Source organism: Psychrobacter sp. BI730, assembly GCF_013414195.1.
Lineage (GTDB): Bacteria > Pseudomonadota > Gammaproteobacteria > Pseudomonadales > Moraxellaceae > Psychrobacter.
This window is the reverse complement of the sequence record NZ_JAATTV010000013.1, coordinates 92,978-112,118: the sequence shown is the minus strand read 5'-3', so window position 1 is coordinate 112,118 and position 19,141 is coordinate 92,978. Positions and strand designations below refer to the sequence as shown.

Below are 19,141 nucleotides of genomic sequence, written 5' to 3'. Positions count from 1 at the left end.
CAATGTTTTTGATAACTTGTGCTCGAAAATCTGCTGAGTAGGTCATCTTTTATATTTCTCTTTGCTTGGTTTAAAAGCATTGTACCTTTTCTATTTTGGACTGACTATAGGTTAACTTACCCTTCAAATATCTAATAAGAAAGTCAAATATAAAAATTATTCCAATTAACTATAAATCCAATTTTCAACATATAAATAGATTGAAATTTGAATTGAAAGTAGCGTTATTATATTTTTGTATTGTATATAACTGGCAATAATATTACTGGATAATTTTCATTTGTAATAAAAATGTATCAATGCATTTTATAGTGTTTGTTTTAGCACAGTTATTATTGCTTTTCCAGTAATTAGTAAAATTATGTTCGAACTCATTAGTATCACAAATAGCTGTTCTTATTTATTAAAGGTGTAACTTCAACTTTCCTTAATACTTGAATTATCAGCTTTCTTAAGTTTAGTAAATATCTTACAGTCGTTCCACCGCGTTACAATTCACTATATAATAATATGACGATTACAATGGTGACTGCTATGACAGCTTCTAGACATTTAAGAAAAATCCTCTATTTATTCAGCGTACTATTTATCGCAGCTTGTCAGCCGTCACCTGTAAATGAATCGACTGTTACTGACACTGAAGCAGAGACCGCTGACACGCCACTTATCATCACAAGTGATAGTGTCACAATGACGCCAGAACATATCTTGAGTATCAAACCTTCAAGGTATCAGCCAAGTCTCGGATTACAAGGTAATATCGAACCTATCAAGCAGACCACATTTGTTGCGGTACATCCGATTCGTATAGAAAAAACACTGGTTAGTGAAGGTCAATGGGTAGAAAAAGGCACGCCATTGCTTGTCTTTAGACGTACGGGCACGGCTAGCAAAGCTGAAGATTTGAAAAAGCCTGAACAAGGTAATTCAGAATCAGGGGGTACTAATCAAAACAATCAAGAAGATACGCAAAACTTCGATGCTAAATCTGCACAAGCTGCGCCAGACGCAGACACTGCTGTTGTAAGAAAAACTGATAGTGAAAATGATAAAACATTAGAAGCAAATTCTGCGATAGATACTGATAGCAATACCTCTACTAATCAGGGTGCAGACGTTAATACTGCTAAACAAGGTGCACCGTATAATTCGATTACCATTCATGCCAGCTTTTCGGGTCGGGTAGAAAACTTATCTGCTGATGCAGGACAACAGCTAGCGGCGCGCGCGTCTCTACTACAGATCAGTGACGAGACCAAACTGCACTTTATGGCTACCCTGCCTATACAAGCCAAACCACAGCTTTCCGTTGGCCAAACAGTCAATTTTACCGCCGAAGGTATCTCAGACAAGTTTACGGGACAGGTCAGTAAACTGGTATCGACCAGTCAGCCCAAAAAGCTCTTGGTCTATGTTAATGTCATCGACAATGAAGTTAGTCGTGATAAGTTACTGCCAAATATGAAAGTCACAGGGCGCGTCAACTATGGTCAAATAGATGTAGGCACTATCGTACCTAAGCGCGCGCTACATGATGTTGATCTGACAGAGTTGCAAACTCCTCCTTATATGCCGCTACAACCATTGACTGCTAATGTTTGGATTATAGGTCAAGATCAGCGTTTAACACGCCAACCTATTGAGGTAGTTGAATACGACCCTACTACGCAGCAGTATTTGATAGCAGGTGTGAGTAATGATAGCTTAATTTGTTTGGCTGACTTACCTGTAGATTCTAAAGGTAAAAAAGTTATTGTGTCGTAATAGTTTACGTTGACAGTTACATTGCGTAGAAACATTAACAAAGCTTCTCTTGTTTTGTAACAGCATAATTAGGCAATATGACCCTACTATATATAGCATTATCCGAGTATTAAAATACGACTCACATTTAATTATGCGCTATTCTGTATATTTGAAAACGTAGAGGCTTAATAGTTTAACTATTTATCATTACCAACAACTCGTTATTACCAGAAACGTTATACTTTTTATAAATCACAATAACAATTAGAGGACACTCCATGAGTAAGCAGATTTTATTGATTGAAGACGATCCAGATTTGGCTGAGCTGATCAGCGATTATTTGACCATGAACTATTATGATGTGCATCATGCTGGTCTTGGTCAAGAAGGTCTCGACTTATTAGACACCAAAGAGCGCGATATTGACTTGGTTGTATTGGATCTTATGCTACCTGATATGGACGGTATGCAAGTGTGTCAAAAGATTCGTGGCAACAAGAATAACATGACCAATAAAGTACCTATTATCATGCTGACCGCAAAAGGCGATACAACCGATCGAGTGTTGGGGCTGGAGATGGGTGCTGACGATTATATCGCCAAGCCTTTTGAGCCACGTGAGCTATTAGCTCGTATCCGTGCGGTTATTCGTCGTCATGAGCAACCAAATCAAGCCGATAGCCAATCAGACAGCTTAACTTTTGGTCGTTTGAGTGTGTTCCCTGATAGTCATGAAGTCACTATCGATGACCAACCAGTACGTTTAACCACGCATCAGTTTCAGTTGTTACACTACTTTGCCACTCATTCTGGCAAGGTGTTGAATCGTGAGCAACTCTGGCAAGCGATGCCAAATGATGACAGCTCAGACAATATTGACCGTGCAATTGATGTACATATTTCGCGTCTACGTGCTTTGATCGAGGACAACCCACGTCAGCCAAAGCGTATTATTACCGTACGCGGCGTCGGCTATCAATTTGCCACTGATCAGGTGTAATCGTAAAGGATGCCTAATTAGCTGACTCATGGTGTAAACTCTGTACTATGAGTCGGTACAAGCGTTTAATAATAGAGATCGTTTAATGCAGCAATTGGGTTTTCGTTCCGTATTTGCCAAACTATTTGCCAGCGTTATGCTGGCACTTACTTTATTTGCAGTGGCAATGGTGCTGTTGACCCAACTTGTTCATGATAAAGACGCTGGTATTCGCTCAGAAATATTAGCCACACAGATTCTGGGTCAAATCGATCCATTCCTGCACGAATTAAATATCTCCATCAGTAAAGACAATCGTTTGCAGTCTCGTTTTATGCTGGCTGTCGTTAAGAAAAGTTTCGATATTTTTGATGAATCACTGCAAGCAAAAATGGGATTGTATGACAGCGAAGGTCGGCTACTCATGCAAACTGACAATAGCGATCTTCCCCTAGAGCTTCCCCCTACCCCGTCTTTGTTCTCGCGCGTTTTTCCATCACTTGCAGACACGTCACCTACCAAGCAAGCCCAAGTGTATAGCAGTACGGGTTACACCTTATTATACGAATCACGTCTAACGCCTAAAAAACCTGTCCTTTCTGCAGCCTTGAACTTGTTCACTGGTACGCTACTACTTTTGCTCATTATGGCAGGTGTACTATGGTTGATTGCACGGACGATGACATGGCGTATTGACCAGTTAAGCCAACAAATGACTCAATTGGGTGATGGTGATTTTACGGTGCGAGTGAATGCGCGTGGTAATGATGAAATCGCTGCATTAGCACGCGGATTCAACCAAGCGGCACAAAAAATTGAACACTTAATTGATGCCAATAACTTGCTACTGGCACATGCTTCTCATGAGCTACGCACACCTATTACGCGTATCCGTCTACAGATTGAAATGATGGATATGTTGGCTGGTGCACTACCAACTGATACCAAAGCAAAGTTTGATAAACGGGCACAAGCGATCAATAGAGACTTATCAGGTCTTAATGACTTAGTAGAAAGCATATTACTGGTTAGCCGTTTGGATGCGGGACATGCCTTACAGCAAGTTGAAAACCTCGATTTATACGATTTGGTAAATCAAGAACGTCAGCACTATCCTGAAGCTACTCTGATTGGTGAGCACATCGTGATAGATGGTCAGTCATCAATGTTGACTCATTTGATTCGTAATTTACTTACCAACGCTATGCTACATGGCAAGCCACCTGTTACGGTATTGCTATACGGTGTTCAGAGCATGGAAGAAGCTGGAACTGTGCCCGACTATCTATTACAAACAGTGCTATGCAGCAGCTTTGTCGATTACAACAGTTTAGACTTTGACGATTATGAAGAAAACGCTGATGCTAAAGTAATTGAGCACCACACTGCTAAACATGAAGCCACTAGTGCAGTTGATAAAAATAAATCAGAAACGACTGACTCAATAGCAGAGCTACCAACGCCGACTATCTATAAAAACGGTGAAGACATAGCTGCTCGCCACGAGAGCAACGAGAGCAATGATGAAGTCAGTATTGATAACGGCCTTTCAGATGAAAGCTTGATAGACAGTGCTAGCAAACCCCAACCCACTACTAGCGAATCATCACTACTTGCTGACTATTACAGCTTTACCAGTGAGTTAACTGACAGAATTAAGAAAGTTATTTGGAAAGCTGTTCCAGATTCTACTGAACCTGCTAGCGACACTGATACTACTAACAACGCTAGCTTGACTGAAGTAGCATCAATAAGATCTATAAGCAACGTAGAAAGCGAGAATACTGGCACTCTTATCGAGAACAGTGTTCAAAAATCAGATAGTTCTATTACTGATGCCGCTACTAAAAATAATGGCTCAAACAATACGAAAGATGACGCCAAATCTAACAGTTCAAACCATGAGAGCTCAGGCGCAGTTGTGCGTAAAGAAGGCTTATTTGCCAAGCATATGAAAAAAGCCAAAACTGAACCTGAACGTCCTCTGCCAAAATATGCCGTGCTGGCTGTAATCGACGAAGGCACTGGTATCCCTGAAGGCAAACGAGAAGAAGTCTTCAGTCCATTTGTACGTTTGCAGCAAAAAAATAAAGGCTCTGGATTAGGGTTATCGTTAGTCTCACAAATCGTTACCGCTCATCAAGGGCGCATTATTACAGATACGCTAAATGGTCATACTAGATTTTTGGTAACCATCCCAATTCATCATGACCCTCATTACAACTATCACGAGTAATCAATCCCCATCATTATATAGATAGCTATCACGCTGTCACCTTCAAATTTGCCATTTTAACTGCTTATTCTTAATAGCTATTAATCATAAGCCGGACACGTATGTGCATATCCAAAGTGCCTGATAATATGCTATATTACCGCCCCTTATTATACGGTTATTGACTGTTGTCGTTTTGACGAGCTTCTTACATATTGAAAGAGGCCTGATGACGCGTTTTTGACCATTAAAAAATTTATTAAATTTTGAGCCCTCCATGAATGACATGATTGTCTTAAACGATGTGACCAAAAGTTTTTTAAGCGACCGATCAATCAAAGACAAAGACGGCAAACCACATTGGTTTACCGCTGTTGAGCCGACATCTCTGACTATCAAACAAGGCGAAATCTTTGGTCTAATGGGTTATTCAGGTGCAGGTAAATCTACCTTATTGCGCCTAATCAACATGCTTGAACGTCCAGATTCGGGTCAAGTCGTGATAGACGGTACTGACCTAACCACGCTGTCTGCCAGTGAGCTGCGCATTGCCCGTCACAATATCGGTATGATTTTTCAGCAGTTTAATCTGATGTCTAATCAAACTGTTTTTGACAATGTGGCATTTAACTTAAAAATCTCTGGTTATCCAAGTCGCGACATTCATAAGCGCGTTATGGATTGTCTTGCGATTGTTGATTTGACCGATCGTGCTGGTCACTATCCTGCGCAGTTGTCAGGTGGACAAAAACAGCGTGTGGGTATTGCCCGCGCGATTGCCCCTAGTCCAAAAGTATTGTTGGCCGATGAGCCAACCAGTGCGCTTGACCCTGCAACGACCCGTAGTTTGCTGACTTGTCTGCGTGATATCAATGAGCAGCTTGGCGTGACTATCGTCATCGTGACCCATGAGATGAGTGTTATTCGTAGACTTTGTGATCGCGCAGCGTTATTGCATCAAGGACAACTATTAGAAGTTGCGGATGTGCGAGATGGTCTGATTCAAGCAACCACCCCGATTGGCAAAGGCTTAGTCGTTGAGGACTAATGAGGCAGGAGAAATAGATATGTTAACTGGTACTGAATTATCCGCCTCTATAGACAAGTTGCTTGCCCTACGCAAAGAGATCGTGAGCGCGTTTATTGATACGTTCGTGATGCTTGGTATTTCAACTACGGTCGCCATCCTTATCGGTGGGCTCTTTGGCGTATTCTTGTTTTTGTCTAGTGATCGTCAGTTTTTGCAAAACAAAACACTATATGGCGTACTCGGCGGCATTACTAACTTTATGCGCGCCTTCCCTTTCGTTATTTTGATGATTGCGATGAGTCCATTTACCAAGGCCATCGTCGGTACTGGTATTGGTCCGATTGCCGCATCGCTCGTACTGGCGATTGCAGGTTCATTTTATTTTGCGCGTTTGGTCGAGCAAAATTTGCGTGAAGTGCCGCGCGGTATTATTGAAGCGACCGAATCGATGGGCGCCAGGCCTTTTACTATCATCAAAGTGCTGCTCAATGAAGCGCGCTCAGGGTTGGTACTCTCTGTCACCATTTTGTGTATCAGTTTGCTCTCTTACTCAGCGGCGGCTGGTATGATTGGCGGTGGTGGTTTGGGTGATTTGGCCATTCGTTATGGCTATTATCGCTATCAGACCGAGGTAATGGTTTTTATCGTGATTGTACTATCCATCATGGTTATATCGATTCAAGCCTCTGGCAACTGGCTCGCCAATCGTTTAGACAAACGTTAAACCGCTTTAGAGAATACTTGACATTGCGAGCGACTAGGTTTATTTTTGGCAACACTCAACCCTTATCTCAGCGCTCATAAAAAGCAGCATTACTATTTATAATGTTGCTTTTTTAATGTTCAGACGATAAACGTTTTACTCAACCCCATTCATTATTAAGGACATATTATGAAATTAACAGATATCAGCCGTCAGTTAGCTACCGCATTTGCTGCTGTTGGTGTATCAGGTCTAGTCTTAGTTGGTTGCAGCAATTCATCAGCGCCAGAAGCGACTAAAGAGCCAGTAACCGAAGGTGCCACTGCAGAAACTGCCGCTAGCGATATCGATCCTGATCATACCAAAATCGTTATCGGTACGACTGAAGGCGATTTTGCTGATATGGTTCGTAACCAAGTAAAGAGCACGCTTGAAGCTCAAGGTTATGAAGTTGAGTTGATTGCATTTACTGATTATGTTCGTCCTAACCTTGCTTTGGCTGAAGGCGATTTGGATATCAACATCTTCCAGCACAAGCCTTACCTTGATACCTTCAAAAAAGAGAACAACCTTGATCTTGTTGAAGTATTCCAAGTACCAACCGCACCACTTGGTATCTACTCAGGTAAAAAATCTAGCCTAGATGAAGCATTTAAAGGCATGAGTGTGTCTGCACCGAACGATCCAAGTAACTTTGCTCGTGCGTTGGTCATGATGGACGATCTTGGCTGGATTAAGCTAAAAGACGATATCGATCCATTGACAGCATCAAAAGCAGATATCGCTGATAACAGCAAATACGATATCGAAATCGTTGAACTAGAAGCTGCTCAATTACCACGCGCGCGTGATGAAGTTGACTTCGCAGTTATCAACGGTAACTATGCTACCGACTCTGGTATCAAATTGACCGAAGCCTTGTTCCAAGAGCCAAGCTTTGCTTATGTAAACTGGTCAGCGATCAAATCTGCTGATACTGGTAAAAAATGGGTTGAAGATGTGACCAACGCTTATAACTCAGAAGCTTTCAAAAAGTATGCTCATGAAACGTTCCCTGGCTACAAGTACCCAAAAATCTGGGGTACTGATCATAGCGCACATACGGACACTGCTGCTAAAACTGAAAGCGCTGACGCTCCAGAAACTGCAGAAGCTGCTGCTCAATAAGACTTTAAATCAAAGTACCTAGTTTTTTAGGTGTTATGATTAATAGAAACGCCCTTTACTTAGAGTGATGGGCGTTTTTTTGTCTTTTATTCTAGGAATGCTGTTTTCCAATAGGTTATCAAAAGACTAACTGTGCATTGAATAACTATCAAAAATCACGTTACAGCCTGTTTGCCCTTTGTAGGAAACCGTCACTCACGCTTCCACTTGTCTTTAGTTTTTCTTATAGTGGACAGGCTCAATAGTAATTTACTCGTTAGACCATACTATTGATAACATTTAAAACGAATGAAAATTATAAGATACACATAACAAGGATAATAATATGAGCGCTAAAAACTATAATATTCGTACCGCTGGACAAGCAAATATCCCAATCCTAGGGCTAGGTACTTGGCAGTCAACTGGACAAGATTGCGTAGACGTGGTCAAAAAAGCGTTAGAAATGGGTTATGAGCATATCGATACCGCTCAAGCTTATGGTAACGAAAAAGAAGTTGGCGAAGGTATCAGACAGTCAGGCGTGGCTCGTGATAAGTTCTTTTTGACTACCAAGATTTTTCCAGATGATATGAAGTTTGAGCCAGAAAAACTGGTCGCAGCAGCAAAACGTTCTTTGGAAGATTTGGGTACCGATTATGTTGATTTATTGCTATTGCATTGGCCTGATGACCGCGTGCCATTATCTGAGACCATTCCTGCGCTGTGTGAACTCCAAAAGCAAGGCTTGACGCGTCATATTGGTGTTTCAAACTTCAATATTGCTAATATCATTGAAGCCAAGAAATATGCTGATGTGCCTATCGTCGTGAACCAAGTAGAGTTTCATCCGTTCATTAAGCAAAACACATTGCAGACCTTTTTGAATAATCATCATATTCTACTAGAAGCCTACTCGCCATTAGCACGTGGTGATGTATTTGATAACGAAGTAATTAAAGAGATTGCAGATAAGCATAACGTAACACCAGCACAAATCTCACTAGCTTGGATCTTGTCAGACAAGCATCGTGTAGCCATTCCAAAAACGTCTAATCCTGATCACTTGCAAGGCAATCTAGATGCCATCAAGGTTGAGTTAAGTGCAGATGAGTTAGAAAAAATCGGTAACCTAGCCAGCTCTGACGGTCGTAAAATTGAACATCCTGACTATAGCCCAGTATGGGATGACTAACAGGGTTAATAAGTACGATTAGCTGATTAGCTAAACACAGCTCAATAAAAAGCCACCGATAATCGGTGGCTTTTTTATATGGTATGAAAGCTCAAAATCATTACTGTTGTAGCGTTTCGGTCTCATGAATCTTTTCAGCAGGATTATACTGTTCAGAAGTAGGTATCGCTCCGCTGCGATTATTTTCTTTCATAGATTTAGCAACTTCTGGTGGCATATAGTTTTCGTCATGCTTAGCCAGTACTTCCCCAGCAACGAAAGTATCGCCCTGCATTTTACCCGTAGCCACGACACCTGAGTTTTCAGCAAATAAGTCTGGCAGGATACCTTGGTAAGTCACTGGCACGGTCGATTGAAAATCAGTAATCGCAAACTCAACATTTAATGGATTGTCTGCTGCACGCTGCACACTACCGGCAACCACCATACCACCAGCACGAATACGTTTGTCTTGAGGCGCTTCACCTTGGGCAATCGCAGTTGCATCAAAGTAGTAGTCAGTTTGCTGCCCGATGGCATAGATAACCAACATAACTGCTACTGCCGCACCTGCCAGCGTAAACATAACCCACGTCAGTTTTTTCCGACGAACTGCATTCATACCACTACCCCATTAATGAGTCACTGTTTTATAAACCATTATCAATCTACAAAACAGAAAATTTTGAAGAAACTACCATTAGAAAAACGTTCTAAAAATGTCTTTCTAATCGTACTCTTCTAATTGCTATATGGTAGCATTTTTCAGACAAATCAATAAGCCTCATCACTGCCTATAAGGTCATATTTTTGTCAGTGTAAGGATACGGTTTCTTACGCTAAAACCATGATATTAAGATGATTTTTATTCAGATTGCCTAATCACAGAAGTCACAGGCGTTGAGGTTTTGGTCGTCCGTTGTGCTTGACGCGCTTGCTGGATGGTCAGCTGTTTGATAAGTGACTGTCGCTGTCTGCGGCTATAGATAATAAATGCCAACATCACGCCGATCGTTATCGCCCAGCACGACCACACAAAAACCCCATGCTTACCCATGGCGAAAAACTCAGATACGCTATAAAAGTAAGGCTGCATAGTATTTTCCTAGCCGTTATTTGTGTTGACCACGAATGTATTCTTTAACCCACGCTTTGCTTTGATCACGGTATAGAATCAGCGTGTTGGTACGATAAATCGCTAATGTCGCAACCAGTAAATAGCTGCCGATAATCATCAGTAACAATGGCATCCACATATCTGCCGACATCTTCGGTGCGGCGGTCAAACTAAAGGTCGCGCCTTGATGCAAGGTATTCCACCACTCTACTGAGTACTTGATAATAGGTAGGTTCACTGCACCCACGATAGATAAAATAGCAGCTGCTTTACCACGATTGGCCGTATGCTCAAAAGCAGCAAACAATGCCATCACGCCCGCGTACAAAAACGCCAATATCAGCATTGACGTAAGACGTGCATCCCATACCCAGTAAGTACCCCATGTTGGCTTTGCCCAGATAGAGCCTGTAAGCAAACTGATGACACACAGCAAAAACCCCATCGGAGCAAGTGCCTGCGCGACCAGACTGGCCGTCTTAATCTTCCACACCAAATAAATTACCCCCAAGACCGCAAGGGAAAAATAGATAGAAATGGCAAGACTGGCCGCTGGCACATGGATAAATATAATGCGATAGCTATTACCCTGAAGATAATCAGGCGGCGCAAAAGCAAGGCCCCATACGCTACCAATGAGCAAACAGAGACTGGCTAGTATCGCTAACCACTTGACCCAAGGGCTAAAGATACGAAAAAACTGCTTGGTACCCACAGTGGTCAAGAAACCCTGCCAAATGCGCTGCCACAAGCTAGGGGATGAGACGTTATTCAGGTTGGGCATGGGAAGAAACCTATTACACAGCTTACTGGCGATAAAGGATGCGGTCTATAAAAGCACCACTATCAACTCACCTGCTGGCGTTAAACACTGGATAGAATCTACAAAGAGCTGTTTACGTATTCAATTGACTATTATAGCAAAATTGCCAGTTTTCACCACGATGTTAATACATGTGATGCAGATAACTAGATTTCGATGGCTATGCTTAGATAACTAGATTTATATAACTGGGTTTAGATAATCAAATTTCGAAATCTGGATTTTAAGATTGCAACAAGCAAATCGTTTAATTAAGCCATGACATCTTTAAAGTGGTAGCAATCACCCAAGGCATAACTAGGACAGAAACAATACTTCCTGCTAGTAATAAAGCTAAGATAGGCAAACCATTCAGCCCAGAGGCAAATAAATCAACCGCACCCGTAGCAAAAATCAAGACTGGCAACTGCATCGGTAAAGCAATCAAAGGCACTAATACTGCCCCATTCTTTAACGATAGCGTCAAACTACTGGCAATCGCGGATAGCATTAGGAGCATTGGACTACCTGTCACGATAGACGCCATCAATATCCACGCTTCAAACCAACTGAGCTGAAATAACGGCACGGCAAGCAAGCTAAGCGCTGCCACAATACCACTACTAAAAATCCAATGAATGACCAGTCTAATAAGAACCCATAGCGGTAATGACGCTTTGGCCACGACCAATTGCGCCAGCGTACCATTATCAAGCGCAGGCTTGAACAATCCATCAACGCCCATTACCAGTGACAGCAACGCAGCAATCCACACTGCTGATACGCCCAGACGCTGCAATAGCGCAGGCTCACTACCGACTGCCAACGGAAACAAAGTAATAATCACTAAGAACAGTACTAACGGATACAACCATTGTACCGCTCCTTGCTGCTTGACTTGCCATTCACGGCGCCACAGCTGCATAAACCCAATACTGCGAGGCACTGCGACAATAGCATTTGGACTTTTATTCATAGCGGCTACTGATCCTACTTGTATTGGACTGTCTGTCATTATTTGTCCTTGCACGTATACTGATGGTACTGATAGCAATCAAACTTATACCATATAATCTGACAAATCGAGTACCTGATTGGCGACCCCGACTGCCTGATGACTGGTCATTAGTATCGACCCGCCAGCCTGTGCAAAATCGCATAACCGCTCTTCCATACGTGCCACCATATCGACATCTAGCGCCGTGAAAGGCTCATCAAGTAACCAGAGCGGTGTCACGTCAGGAGTTAACAAGTACAATCGTGCCAGCGTGATGCGCCGCGTTTGCCCAGCGGACAGATGACTTGAGCTGATCGTTTCAAACCCTTGTAGCCCAACCCATGTGAGCGCATTATCAATATCAGCAGCGCTTGGAGTAATACCATATAAGTTCAGTAGAAACGTTAGGTTTTGTGCTACTGTCAGATTCGGATGGATGCCCAACTGGTGTGAGACATATAAGGGCTGGATAGGCAGGCACGATTGTCCTTGATAAATAACTCTACCTGACAAAACAGGTAACAATCCAGCCAATTGCATGAGTAACGTGGTCTTTCCCGTCCCATTTGCCCCGATTAGATGGCAAATACTACCCGTAGATAGCTGCAACGCAACTCCTTCGCACAGCGGTATCTCACCGCGCTGAACCGTCAGCTCATCAAGTGCAAGTAAAGGCGTACCCAAAACCGTCATCAAAACCTCTGGTTATTTATCAAGCAGCAGTCAATATTCATCACAAACAAAGGCCATGTTCGTGGCATAATACCCTATGCTCGCTACAAACACACAGTATAACAAATTGTCGATTACTCTGACTTCAAAAAGTACGACCTCAAAAAAATACGACTTTAAAATATGACTTCAAAACCTATGCCGACTTCACAAGATAGCCAAAAACATAATACTGCTGCAGAGACTGATACAGAGACTGATAACGCAGACACTAACTTGTCAAAAGAGCTATCAGCCAGCTGTTTGACAGTAGATAGCTTGATTGATGCTCAAGTCAACTTTATGCAGCAGTGGTTGCACAATCAAGCTGAGCCACTAGCGATGGAAGCTTGGCAATGGTTTGGTGCGCAGCCTTTAAGCAAATATATTACCTGTGACCATTTACAGCAGCTGATGAAAGACTGGCTGTTAAATCAGCCGATGACTGAGGTGGTGCGTACTGACATCCGTGATATTTTGCACACTATTATTTATCATCCAGTCAATGACAACGTGCCTTTGTCTGAGCTGGTCGATGATGCTCAAGTTGAAACGCTGGCCAACTATATCGGTAGCCATGAGCAGCAGCGTAATATATTGATTCATACGCTGGTCGGTAACGAAACCTTTGCAGATTTATTGACCCAAACACTCTATCACGCTATCAATGACTTTATGGAAAGCACCCTCGATAAAGCAGGTGGCGTTGGTAAATTGATGAAGCTTGGACGCAGCTCTTTTGAAAAGGCGACCAACAGAAACCTCGATGAAAAACTACAAACTTACTTGCATCGCAATATCAAAGATTTGACGCGCAAAGCCGAGGCCAATGCCCAAGAACACTTGTCAAACGAAGAAGTGGCGCGTCTGATGGTTATGGGCTGGGATCGCATCAAAGACCAACCGATCAGCGAGATACAAACCTACTTAAGCGATGAACCCGGTAATAGTAGCATTGACCATATCGAAGCCAGTATCCAACAAAGCTATAACCGCCTGCGACTGTCACCGTATCTGCACAGCTTAGTCTCGGCAAGCATTGACACTTGGTATGCCAATCATCAGTCTGACACGATGGCGACCATTGCGGCGAGTTTACACATTGATGAAGCGGCCATGAAGCAATGTAGCACTACACTACTGCCTATCGTGTACGATGCTCTCGAGACGCCTTGGTTAACAGCTCATATTCGTGAAATGCTAGCAGCGTTTTATGCACAGCCTGCTATCAAAGAAGGCTTGGCATTCACTCACGATTAATTTATAACTCTTACTTGTCAGCATACTATTATGAGTCAACGCAATAAACTCAGCTTGTGGCAAAAGATCAAACGGTTACTGACTGCTGCCGCCCCGCAGTCAGTCATCGATGGTGCAAGCGAGCAAGGACATGCATCACTTACTGATAGCGAGGTTAATAATACAAAAAATATATCAGCTGATATCTCTCATGAGTTAGAGGCGAAACAAGGCAATGAACAGGATAACACTCAAGCACAAGCAAATACATCTCAACTCAAAACCGATAACTTAAAAACCGATAGCGCAAGTGCAGAGTCTCAAAACCAGAGTGACACGCCTATCGTCGACTGTTTAAAGCAATACTTCAATGACAAACAGTGGCACTACACGCATTATCGACCCAAAACCAACGATAGCCAAAAATCGCATCATTTATCCTTGAGAATGCGTCATAAGCAAATAAACTGTGGCTATCTGTTTCGGGTGCAAGAAAAAAACAAACTACTGGCCATCTATGGCATCTTACCATTTTTGATACCAGAAACTTATCAAAGTGCCGCGATGCTACTCATCACCCAAATCAACTATGACATGCTAGTCGGTAATCTAGAGATGGATGTCAACGATGGTGAGATACGCTACAAAAATGCTATCGATGTCGAAGCAGTTGGTATAGATAATGAGATTATTGAGCATTTACTGCAAAGCGTGGTTGCGATGACCACGGTCGCCAACGAGCTTTTTGGCAACTTGGTTAATAATCAAGACCCTGCCGAAGACATGCAAACGCTACTTGTCGAGCTACGTCAACAATCAGACGCGCGCACGTTCTTTTTACCGACTCAGTTTGTTCAATAGCTCAGTTTGTTCGATAACTCAGTTTGTTCAATAGTTCAGTTCATCCGATAAACTGGTTTTTCAGTCAAGCCATAATCTACGATAGCGGATACTTATCTCTTTATTTTTCTATCCAAAAAACAATCAATACTAAGCTAGAAATCTTATGCTAAAAATTGCCTACTCTGACGTCTTTCGATATTCCGTGCCAGAAAAGCACCGCTTCCCCATGCAAAAGTACATCATGATTCCTGAGCGTCTAGTAGCAGAAGGGACTATTAATCAGGATAACTTCTTTGCCCCTGCTCGCTTAAGCGAAGATGAGATTTTGACCACGCATACCGCAGAATACTGGTATCAGCTTAAGACCCAAACACTGCCGCGCAAGGCCGCACGTGCCATCGGATTTGAGATGACCCCGCAGTTGGTCGAGCGCGGTCGTTATATTGCCCATGCAACGTATGAGTGCGCGCTATATGCTCAGCAATATGGCGTGGCTATGAATGTTGCAGGCGGCACCCATCACTCTTTTGCTGGTCATGGAGAAGGGTTTTGTGTCTTCAATGATGTTTGTATCGCTAGCAGCTTACTACTAAATCGTGGACAGGCAAAGAAGATTTTAGTTATCGATTTGGACGTTCATCAAGGCAATGGCAACGCCAGTATCATGGCAGATGAGCCACGCGTTTTTGTCTTTAGCATGCATGGGGCAAAGAACTATCCGTTTCGTAAGCAAGTATCAGACTTAGATATTGAGCTAGACAATGATACCGGCGATGCTGAGTATTTACAGATATTAGAAGATACACTGCCACGCTTAATCGCTGAGGTTGCGCCAGATATGATTTTTTATCAGTCTGCCGTCGACGTGCTCGCTACCGATAAGCTCGGCAAACTTGGCTTGACACAAGCAGGGTGCAAGGCGCGTGATGAATACGTTCTGCAGCAAGCAAAAGCCGCCAATACCCCTGTCGCTATCGTGATGGGTGGCGGCTACTCAGAAGATATCGAAGACGTGGTCGAAGCGCATTGCAATACCTTTCGTTTGGCACAGCAGATATTTTTTGAGGAATTGGCCTAATAAAATATCGCTGAAAGGTAAAGGCGATTTCAGAATTGGAATGGCTTGTATAGTTTAGCTATAACAATGCGGTAATGCCTTGCCAACCCACACGTATTCCAAGCACGATTAAAATCAATAAAATAAGCTGACGAAAACGCGCTTGCGGTAAATAGCGACGCAAACGGATTCCAACCAAAAGAGTCACTATAGACAGCACACTCAAAAAAGTAATCAGCTGCCACTCACCACTGCTCAGTGCCATGATGGGCTCACGCAACACGATAATTTGAGCAATCTTTCCCAAGAAATAGCACATGTTACCGACTTTGGCGATGGTGTTTTTATCGTCACTAGCAGACAATAGATACATCATCAGGATAGTCGACATCGCATTGGTCGAGCCCCCGATGACGCCTGCACCAAAGCCAACGGCAATCAACATAGGCTTGGTGTTTGGTAGACGGATTTGTTTGCCGAGTAAACTACTCACAACGTAGAAGGCAATGACCGCGGCCAACAATAAGAGGATATAAGCGCTATCGACCCATAGCAATAGTTTCGCACCTAAAATGCTACCCAATAGGCTAGTAAGCGCAAGCAACCAATAACGTCTGCCGTAGTAGATAAAGTTTTGCCAAATGGTGCGCTCACCGCCTACTAGCCATGTCATCACATTAACGACTAGCGAGGGGAAAATCACTAGCACAATAGCGTGTTGCAATGGGTACATACTAGCAAGCGCAGTGGTCGTCACTAGCGTTGCGCCAAGTCCGCTAATGCCATGCAGCAGTGAGGCAAGCGCAAAAATGATCGTCAGCACTAGCATCTGAGTGTTATCGTTACCAGCTATATTCATCATATCGGTCACACCATTTGAGGCTCAGCGTCCATATCTACACACTATCTACATGCTAGCTATCAGATTTAGCGCCTGTAGCTCTAACTCTCTTTACGTTGACCGATTGCTTGACCAATAATGCTAGCCAGTTGCTCAGCAATTTTATCTTTACTGGTCTTCTCAAGTGTTACCGCGTCACGCTCATAGCGCTCAGAGAAAAACACCTGCATCGCATTGTCATCACTAGCAAAACCGATATCTACACGTGAGACATCATTGCAAGCAATCATATCCAAATCTTTTGCTACCAACTTACCACGGGCATAACGCTCGACATCTTGCGTCTCTGCGGCAAAACCAACGACAAATAGCTCCGGATGCGCAAGAGAAATCGTCGCTAGAATGTCAGGGTTTTTAACCAGACTGAGCGTCATGGCATCTTGTGTCTTTTTGATTTTTTGCGGTGCGGCTTCTTCTGTACGATAATCTGCCACGGCTGCGGTCGCGATAAAGATATCTGCTTTTACAAATTGGTTGTCATCATGAGAATGTAGCAAGTCATTATGGTCATGGTCGCTTACATCGTCATCACCGCAACCACAGTCGCCATGATAATGCTCTTCAGAATGGGAATGGTTATGAGAATGACCATGCGTGTGATCATGAGAATGGTCGTGCTCTTCTTCAAGGACAAATTGAAGCTCGCTATGCGTGCCATCTACACATTGCTGCGCCGCTATCAGCATATCTTCAGCAGACAGCACATCGATCCGTGTGACATTAAGCGGCGTGGGCAATGCCACTTTACCACCAGCGATTAAGACAACGTCTGCACCAGCAGCCACACAGGCGCGCGCCAATGCAAAGCCCATTTTTCCTGAAGAGTGGTTAGATAAATAACGTACAGGATCAATCGCTTCTACGGTGGGACCTGCGGTAATGACCACTCTTTTGCCTGCCAGCAATTGCGGCGTTGTGTTCATCGCTATGAACAGTAAAACCTCACCCAATAACTGCTCAGGCTCAGGCAATCGCCCTGCTCCGACATCACCGCACGCTTGCTCACCGCTAGCTGGCTGGATAATCTGATAATTCATATCGCGCAAGGTTTGCACATTTAGATTGACCGCTGGATGCGCCCACATCTGCTGATTCATGGCAGGAGCAATAATGACAGGCGCTGTAGTGGCAAGGCACACTGTAGTCAATAGATCATCAGCCATACCCATGGCCAGACGCGCAAGCGTATTGGCTGAAGCAGGTGCAATGACGATTAAGTCGGCCCACTTGGCCAGCTCAATATGCCCCATGCCTGCCTCTGCCTGCTCATCGAGCAACGACACGTGCACCTCGTTACCCGTCAACGCCTGTAGAGTCAGCGGTGTGATAAATGCTTGTGCACCTGTCGTCATGATAACGCGCACATCAAAGCCTGCCTTAACTAACAAGCGGGCAAATATAGCAGATTTATAAGCGGCGATACCGCCAGTAATAGCAAGCACAATATTGGACATAAGCGTGGCATCAACAAAAAAGTGAAAAGATAAAATTGCGCTTATAGTAACAATTATGAGATAAATTGGGTAAGATTTTCCGTATCTATCTCAGATAACAAGTATCAACCCATTTTCAAGGAATGACCATGGCGATCAAAGACTGGCATGAGGATGACAGGCCACGCGAAAAACTTTTAAAATTTGGTGCAGCTCATTTGTCTGACGCCGAGATACTGGCCATATTTTTGCGTACGGGTACTCAGTCTCAATCAGCGATTGAATTAGCGCGGCATTTGATTGATCAGTTTGGTAGCTTAGCCGAGCTATTAGCCGCCCCTCAAAAGACGGTTCTTGCCTGCCATGGTATTGGCCCTGCAAAATACGCCCAAATATTAGCCTCACTTGAGATGGGTACGCGCTATCTGGACAGCCAACTCAAAACCGGGCAAGCACTCGGCCGCTCCCAAGCAGTCAAAGACTATATCAGCACTCAGTTGCGCGGTGAGCATCGTGAAGTGTTTGCGGTACTCTGTCTGGATAATGCCCTCAACCTTTTAGACTTTGAGATATTATTTACTGGTGGTATCTCATCATGTTCTGTCTGTATCAAGCACGTACTGCGGCATGCGCTAAGCCACGCTGCTAGCCAACTTATCATCGCGCATAATCATCCTCATACCGATGCCAAGCCATCAACGGCAGATAACTTACTGACCTATGAGCTAAAAAAAGCCTGCGACCTATTGGATATCTCGCTTGTCGATCACATCATTGTCGGACGTAACGACACTTTGTCTTATGCCGAAAGCTGCCTTGCCCCTTTTGGTTAGCTCTTTGACAAGTTTTCGATAATGGCTAGCTACGTGTTTCGACTAGACATATAACTAACCTGTAAACAATTGTGTTTGATACATATCATCGACAGAGCGTAGCATTTTGGCTCTTGATAGTTATCGACAACTGTTTCATATTAGTAGCCATTCTTGTCATTTATTTGTCAGTTACTTACTAGGCCATTAATACTGATATTTAAAAGACGTAGAA

The 19,141-nt window shown here is 43.3% G+C and carries 17 protein-coding genes and 1 pseudogene; 11 read left to right on the top strand and 7 right to left on the bottom strand.

The genetic code is table 11. The features are described 5' to 3' along the window. Positions 1 to 534: 534 nt before the first annotated feature. The 7 genes from HCZ91_RS10685 (at position 535) to HCZ91_RS10655 (ending at position 9,015) form a co-directional block, all read left to right on the top strand. Positions 535 to 1,764: an HlyD family efflux transporter periplasmic adaptor subunit gene (locus HCZ91_RS10685; protein WP_179799366.1), complete on the top strand. Its 1,230-nt coding sequence runs from the start codon at positions 535 to 537 to the stop codon at positions 1,762 to 1,764. 260 nt (positions 1,765 to 2,024) lie between these two features. Next, positions 2,025 to 2,747: a response regulator transcription factor gene (locus HCZ91_RS10680; RefSeq protein ID WP_057761578.1), complete on the top strand. Its 723-nt coding sequence runs from the start codon at positions 2,025 to 2,027 to the stop codon at positions 2,745 to 2,747. A gap of 85 nt (positions 2,748 to 2,832) precedes the next feature. After that, the gene (locus HCZ91_RS10675; RefSeq protein ID WP_179799365.1) at positions 2,833 to 4,962 is read left to right on the top strand and encodes a sensor histidine kinase; all 2,130 of its coding nucleotides are present in this window, start codon (positions 2,833 to 2,835) and stop codon (positions 4,960 to 4,962) included. A gap of 256 nt (positions 4,963 to 5,218) precedes the next feature. Further along, complete coding sequence (locus tag HCZ91_RS10670; protein ID WP_057761581.1) at positions 5,219 to 5,989, top strand: methionine ABC transporter ATP-binding protein; 771 nt, start codon at positions 5,219 to 5,221, stop codon at positions 5,987 to 5,989. Positions 5,990 to 6,008: 19 nt separating this feature from the next. Continuing rightward, positions 6,009 to 6,695, top strand: a complete 687-nt coding sequence (locus tag HCZ91_RS10665) for a methionine ABC transporter permease (protein WP_179799364.1) — start codon at positions 6,009 to 6,011, stop codon at positions 6,693 to 6,695. A 168-nt stretch (positions 6,696 to 6,863) separates the two neighbouring features. Continuing rightward, positions 6,864 to 7,841, top strand: a complete 978-nt coding sequence (locus HCZ91_RS10660; protein ID WP_179799363.1) for a MetQ/NlpA family ABC transporter substrate-binding protein — start codon at positions 6,864 to 6,866, stop codon at positions 7,839 to 7,841. 325 nt (positions 7,842 to 8,166) lie between these two features. Continuing rightward, a complete protein-coding gene (locus tag HCZ91_RS10655) occupies positions 8,167 to 9,015 on the top strand; it encodes an aldo/keto reductase (RefSeq protein WP_102091823.1) in 849 nt (282 codons plus the stop codon). Between the two features lie 100 nt (positions 9,016 to 9,115). Here the strand turns inward: HCZ91_RS10655 and ccmE are convergent, their stop codons facing one another. The 5 genes from ccmE to ccmA form a co-directional block, all read right to left on the bottom strand. Beyond that, complete coding sequence (gene ccmE, locus HCZ91_RS10650) at positions 9,116 to 9,616, bottom strand: cytochrome c maturation protein CcmE (protein ID WP_102091822.1); 501 nt, start codon at positions 9,614 to 9,616, stop codon at positions 9,116 to 9,118. Positions 9,617 to 9,859: 243 nt separating this feature from the next. Next, positions 9,860 to 10,090 carry a heme exporter protein CcmD gene (gene ccmD / locus HCZ91_RS10645; RefSeq protein ID WP_102094072.1) on the bottom strand — a complete coding sequence of 77 codons (231 nt, stop codon included), beginning with the start codon at positions 10,088 to 10,090 and terminating at the stop codon, positions 9,860 to 9,862. A gap of 16 nt (positions 10,091 to 10,106) precedes the next feature. Further along, entirely contained in the window at positions 10,107 to 10,895 is a 789-nt protein-coding gene (gene ccmC, locus HCZ91_RS10640) for a heme ABC transporter permease CcmC (RefSeq protein WP_179799362.1), read from the bottom strand. A gap of 286 nt (positions 10,896 to 11,181) precedes the next feature. Then, positions 11,182 to 11,838: a heme exporter protein CcmB gene (locus HCZ91_RS10635; protein ID WP_179799371.1), complete on the bottom strand. Its 657-nt coding sequence runs from the start codon at positions 11,836 to 11,838 to the stop codon at positions 11,182 to 11,184. A gap of 135 nt (positions 11,839 to 11,973) precedes the next feature. Further along, a complete protein-coding gene (gene ccmA, locus HCZ91_RS10630; protein WP_179799361.1) occupies positions 11,974 to 12,603 on the bottom strand; it encodes a heme ABC exporter ATP-binding protein CcmA in 630 nt (209 codons plus the stop codon). Positions 12,604 to 12,765: 162 nt separating this feature from the next. On the opposite strand from ccmA, the gene HCZ91_RS10625 reads away from it, so the two are divergent. The 3 genes from HCZ91_RS10625 to HCZ91_RS10615 all read left to right on the top strand — a co-directional run bounded on the left by HCZ91_RS10625 (position 12,766) and on the right by HCZ91_RS10615 (position 15,781). Further along, complete coding sequence (locus HCZ91_RS10625) at positions 12,766 to 13,881, top strand: hypothetical protein (protein WP_179799360.1); 1,116 nt, start codon at positions 12,766 to 12,768, stop codon at positions 13,879 to 13,881. A 30-nt stretch (positions 13,882 to 13,911) separates the two neighbouring features. Then, positions 13,912 to 14,721 carry a YbjN domain-containing protein gene (locus HCZ91_RS10620; protein WP_179799359.1) on the top strand — a complete coding sequence of 270 codons (810 nt, stop codon included), beginning with the start codon at positions 13,912 to 13,914 and terminating at the stop codon, positions 14,719 to 14,721. Positions 14,722 to 14,866: 145 nt separating this feature from the next. After that, positions 14,867 to 15,781, top strand: coding sequence for a histone deacetylase (locus tag HCZ91_RS10615; RefSeq protein ID WP_179799358.1), 915 nt, complete (start codon positions 14,867 to 14,869; stop codon positions 15,779 to 15,781). A 58-nt stretch (positions 15,782 to 15,839) separates the two neighbouring features. On the opposite strand, the gene HCZ91_RS10610 is transcribed toward HCZ91_RS10615, so the two are convergent. After that, positions 15,840 to 16,622 carry a sulfite exporter TauE/SafE family protein gene (locus tag HCZ91_RS10610; RefSeq protein ID WP_179799357.1) on the bottom strand — a complete coding sequence of 261 codons (783 nt, stop codon included), beginning with the start codon at positions 16,620 to 16,622 and terminating at the stop codon, positions 15,840 to 15,842. A gap of 125 nt (positions 16,623 to 16,747) precedes the next feature. Further along, positions 16,748 to 18,115, bottom strand: a pseudogene (gene coaBC, locus HCZ91_RS10605) (bifunctional phosphopantothenoylcysteine decarboxylase/phosphopantothenate--cysteine ligase CoaBC); the annotation flags it as partial. A gap of 128 nt (positions 18,116 to 18,243) precedes the next feature. On the opposite strand from coaBC, the gene radC reads away from it, so the two are divergent. After that, positions 18,244 to 18,927, top strand: coding sequence for a DNA repair protein RadC (radC, locus tag HCZ91_RS10600; protein WP_179799355.1), 684 nt, complete (start codon positions 18,244 to 18,246; stop codon positions 18,925 to 18,927). The last annotated feature ends 214 nt before the right edge of the window (positions 18,928 to 19,141 follow it).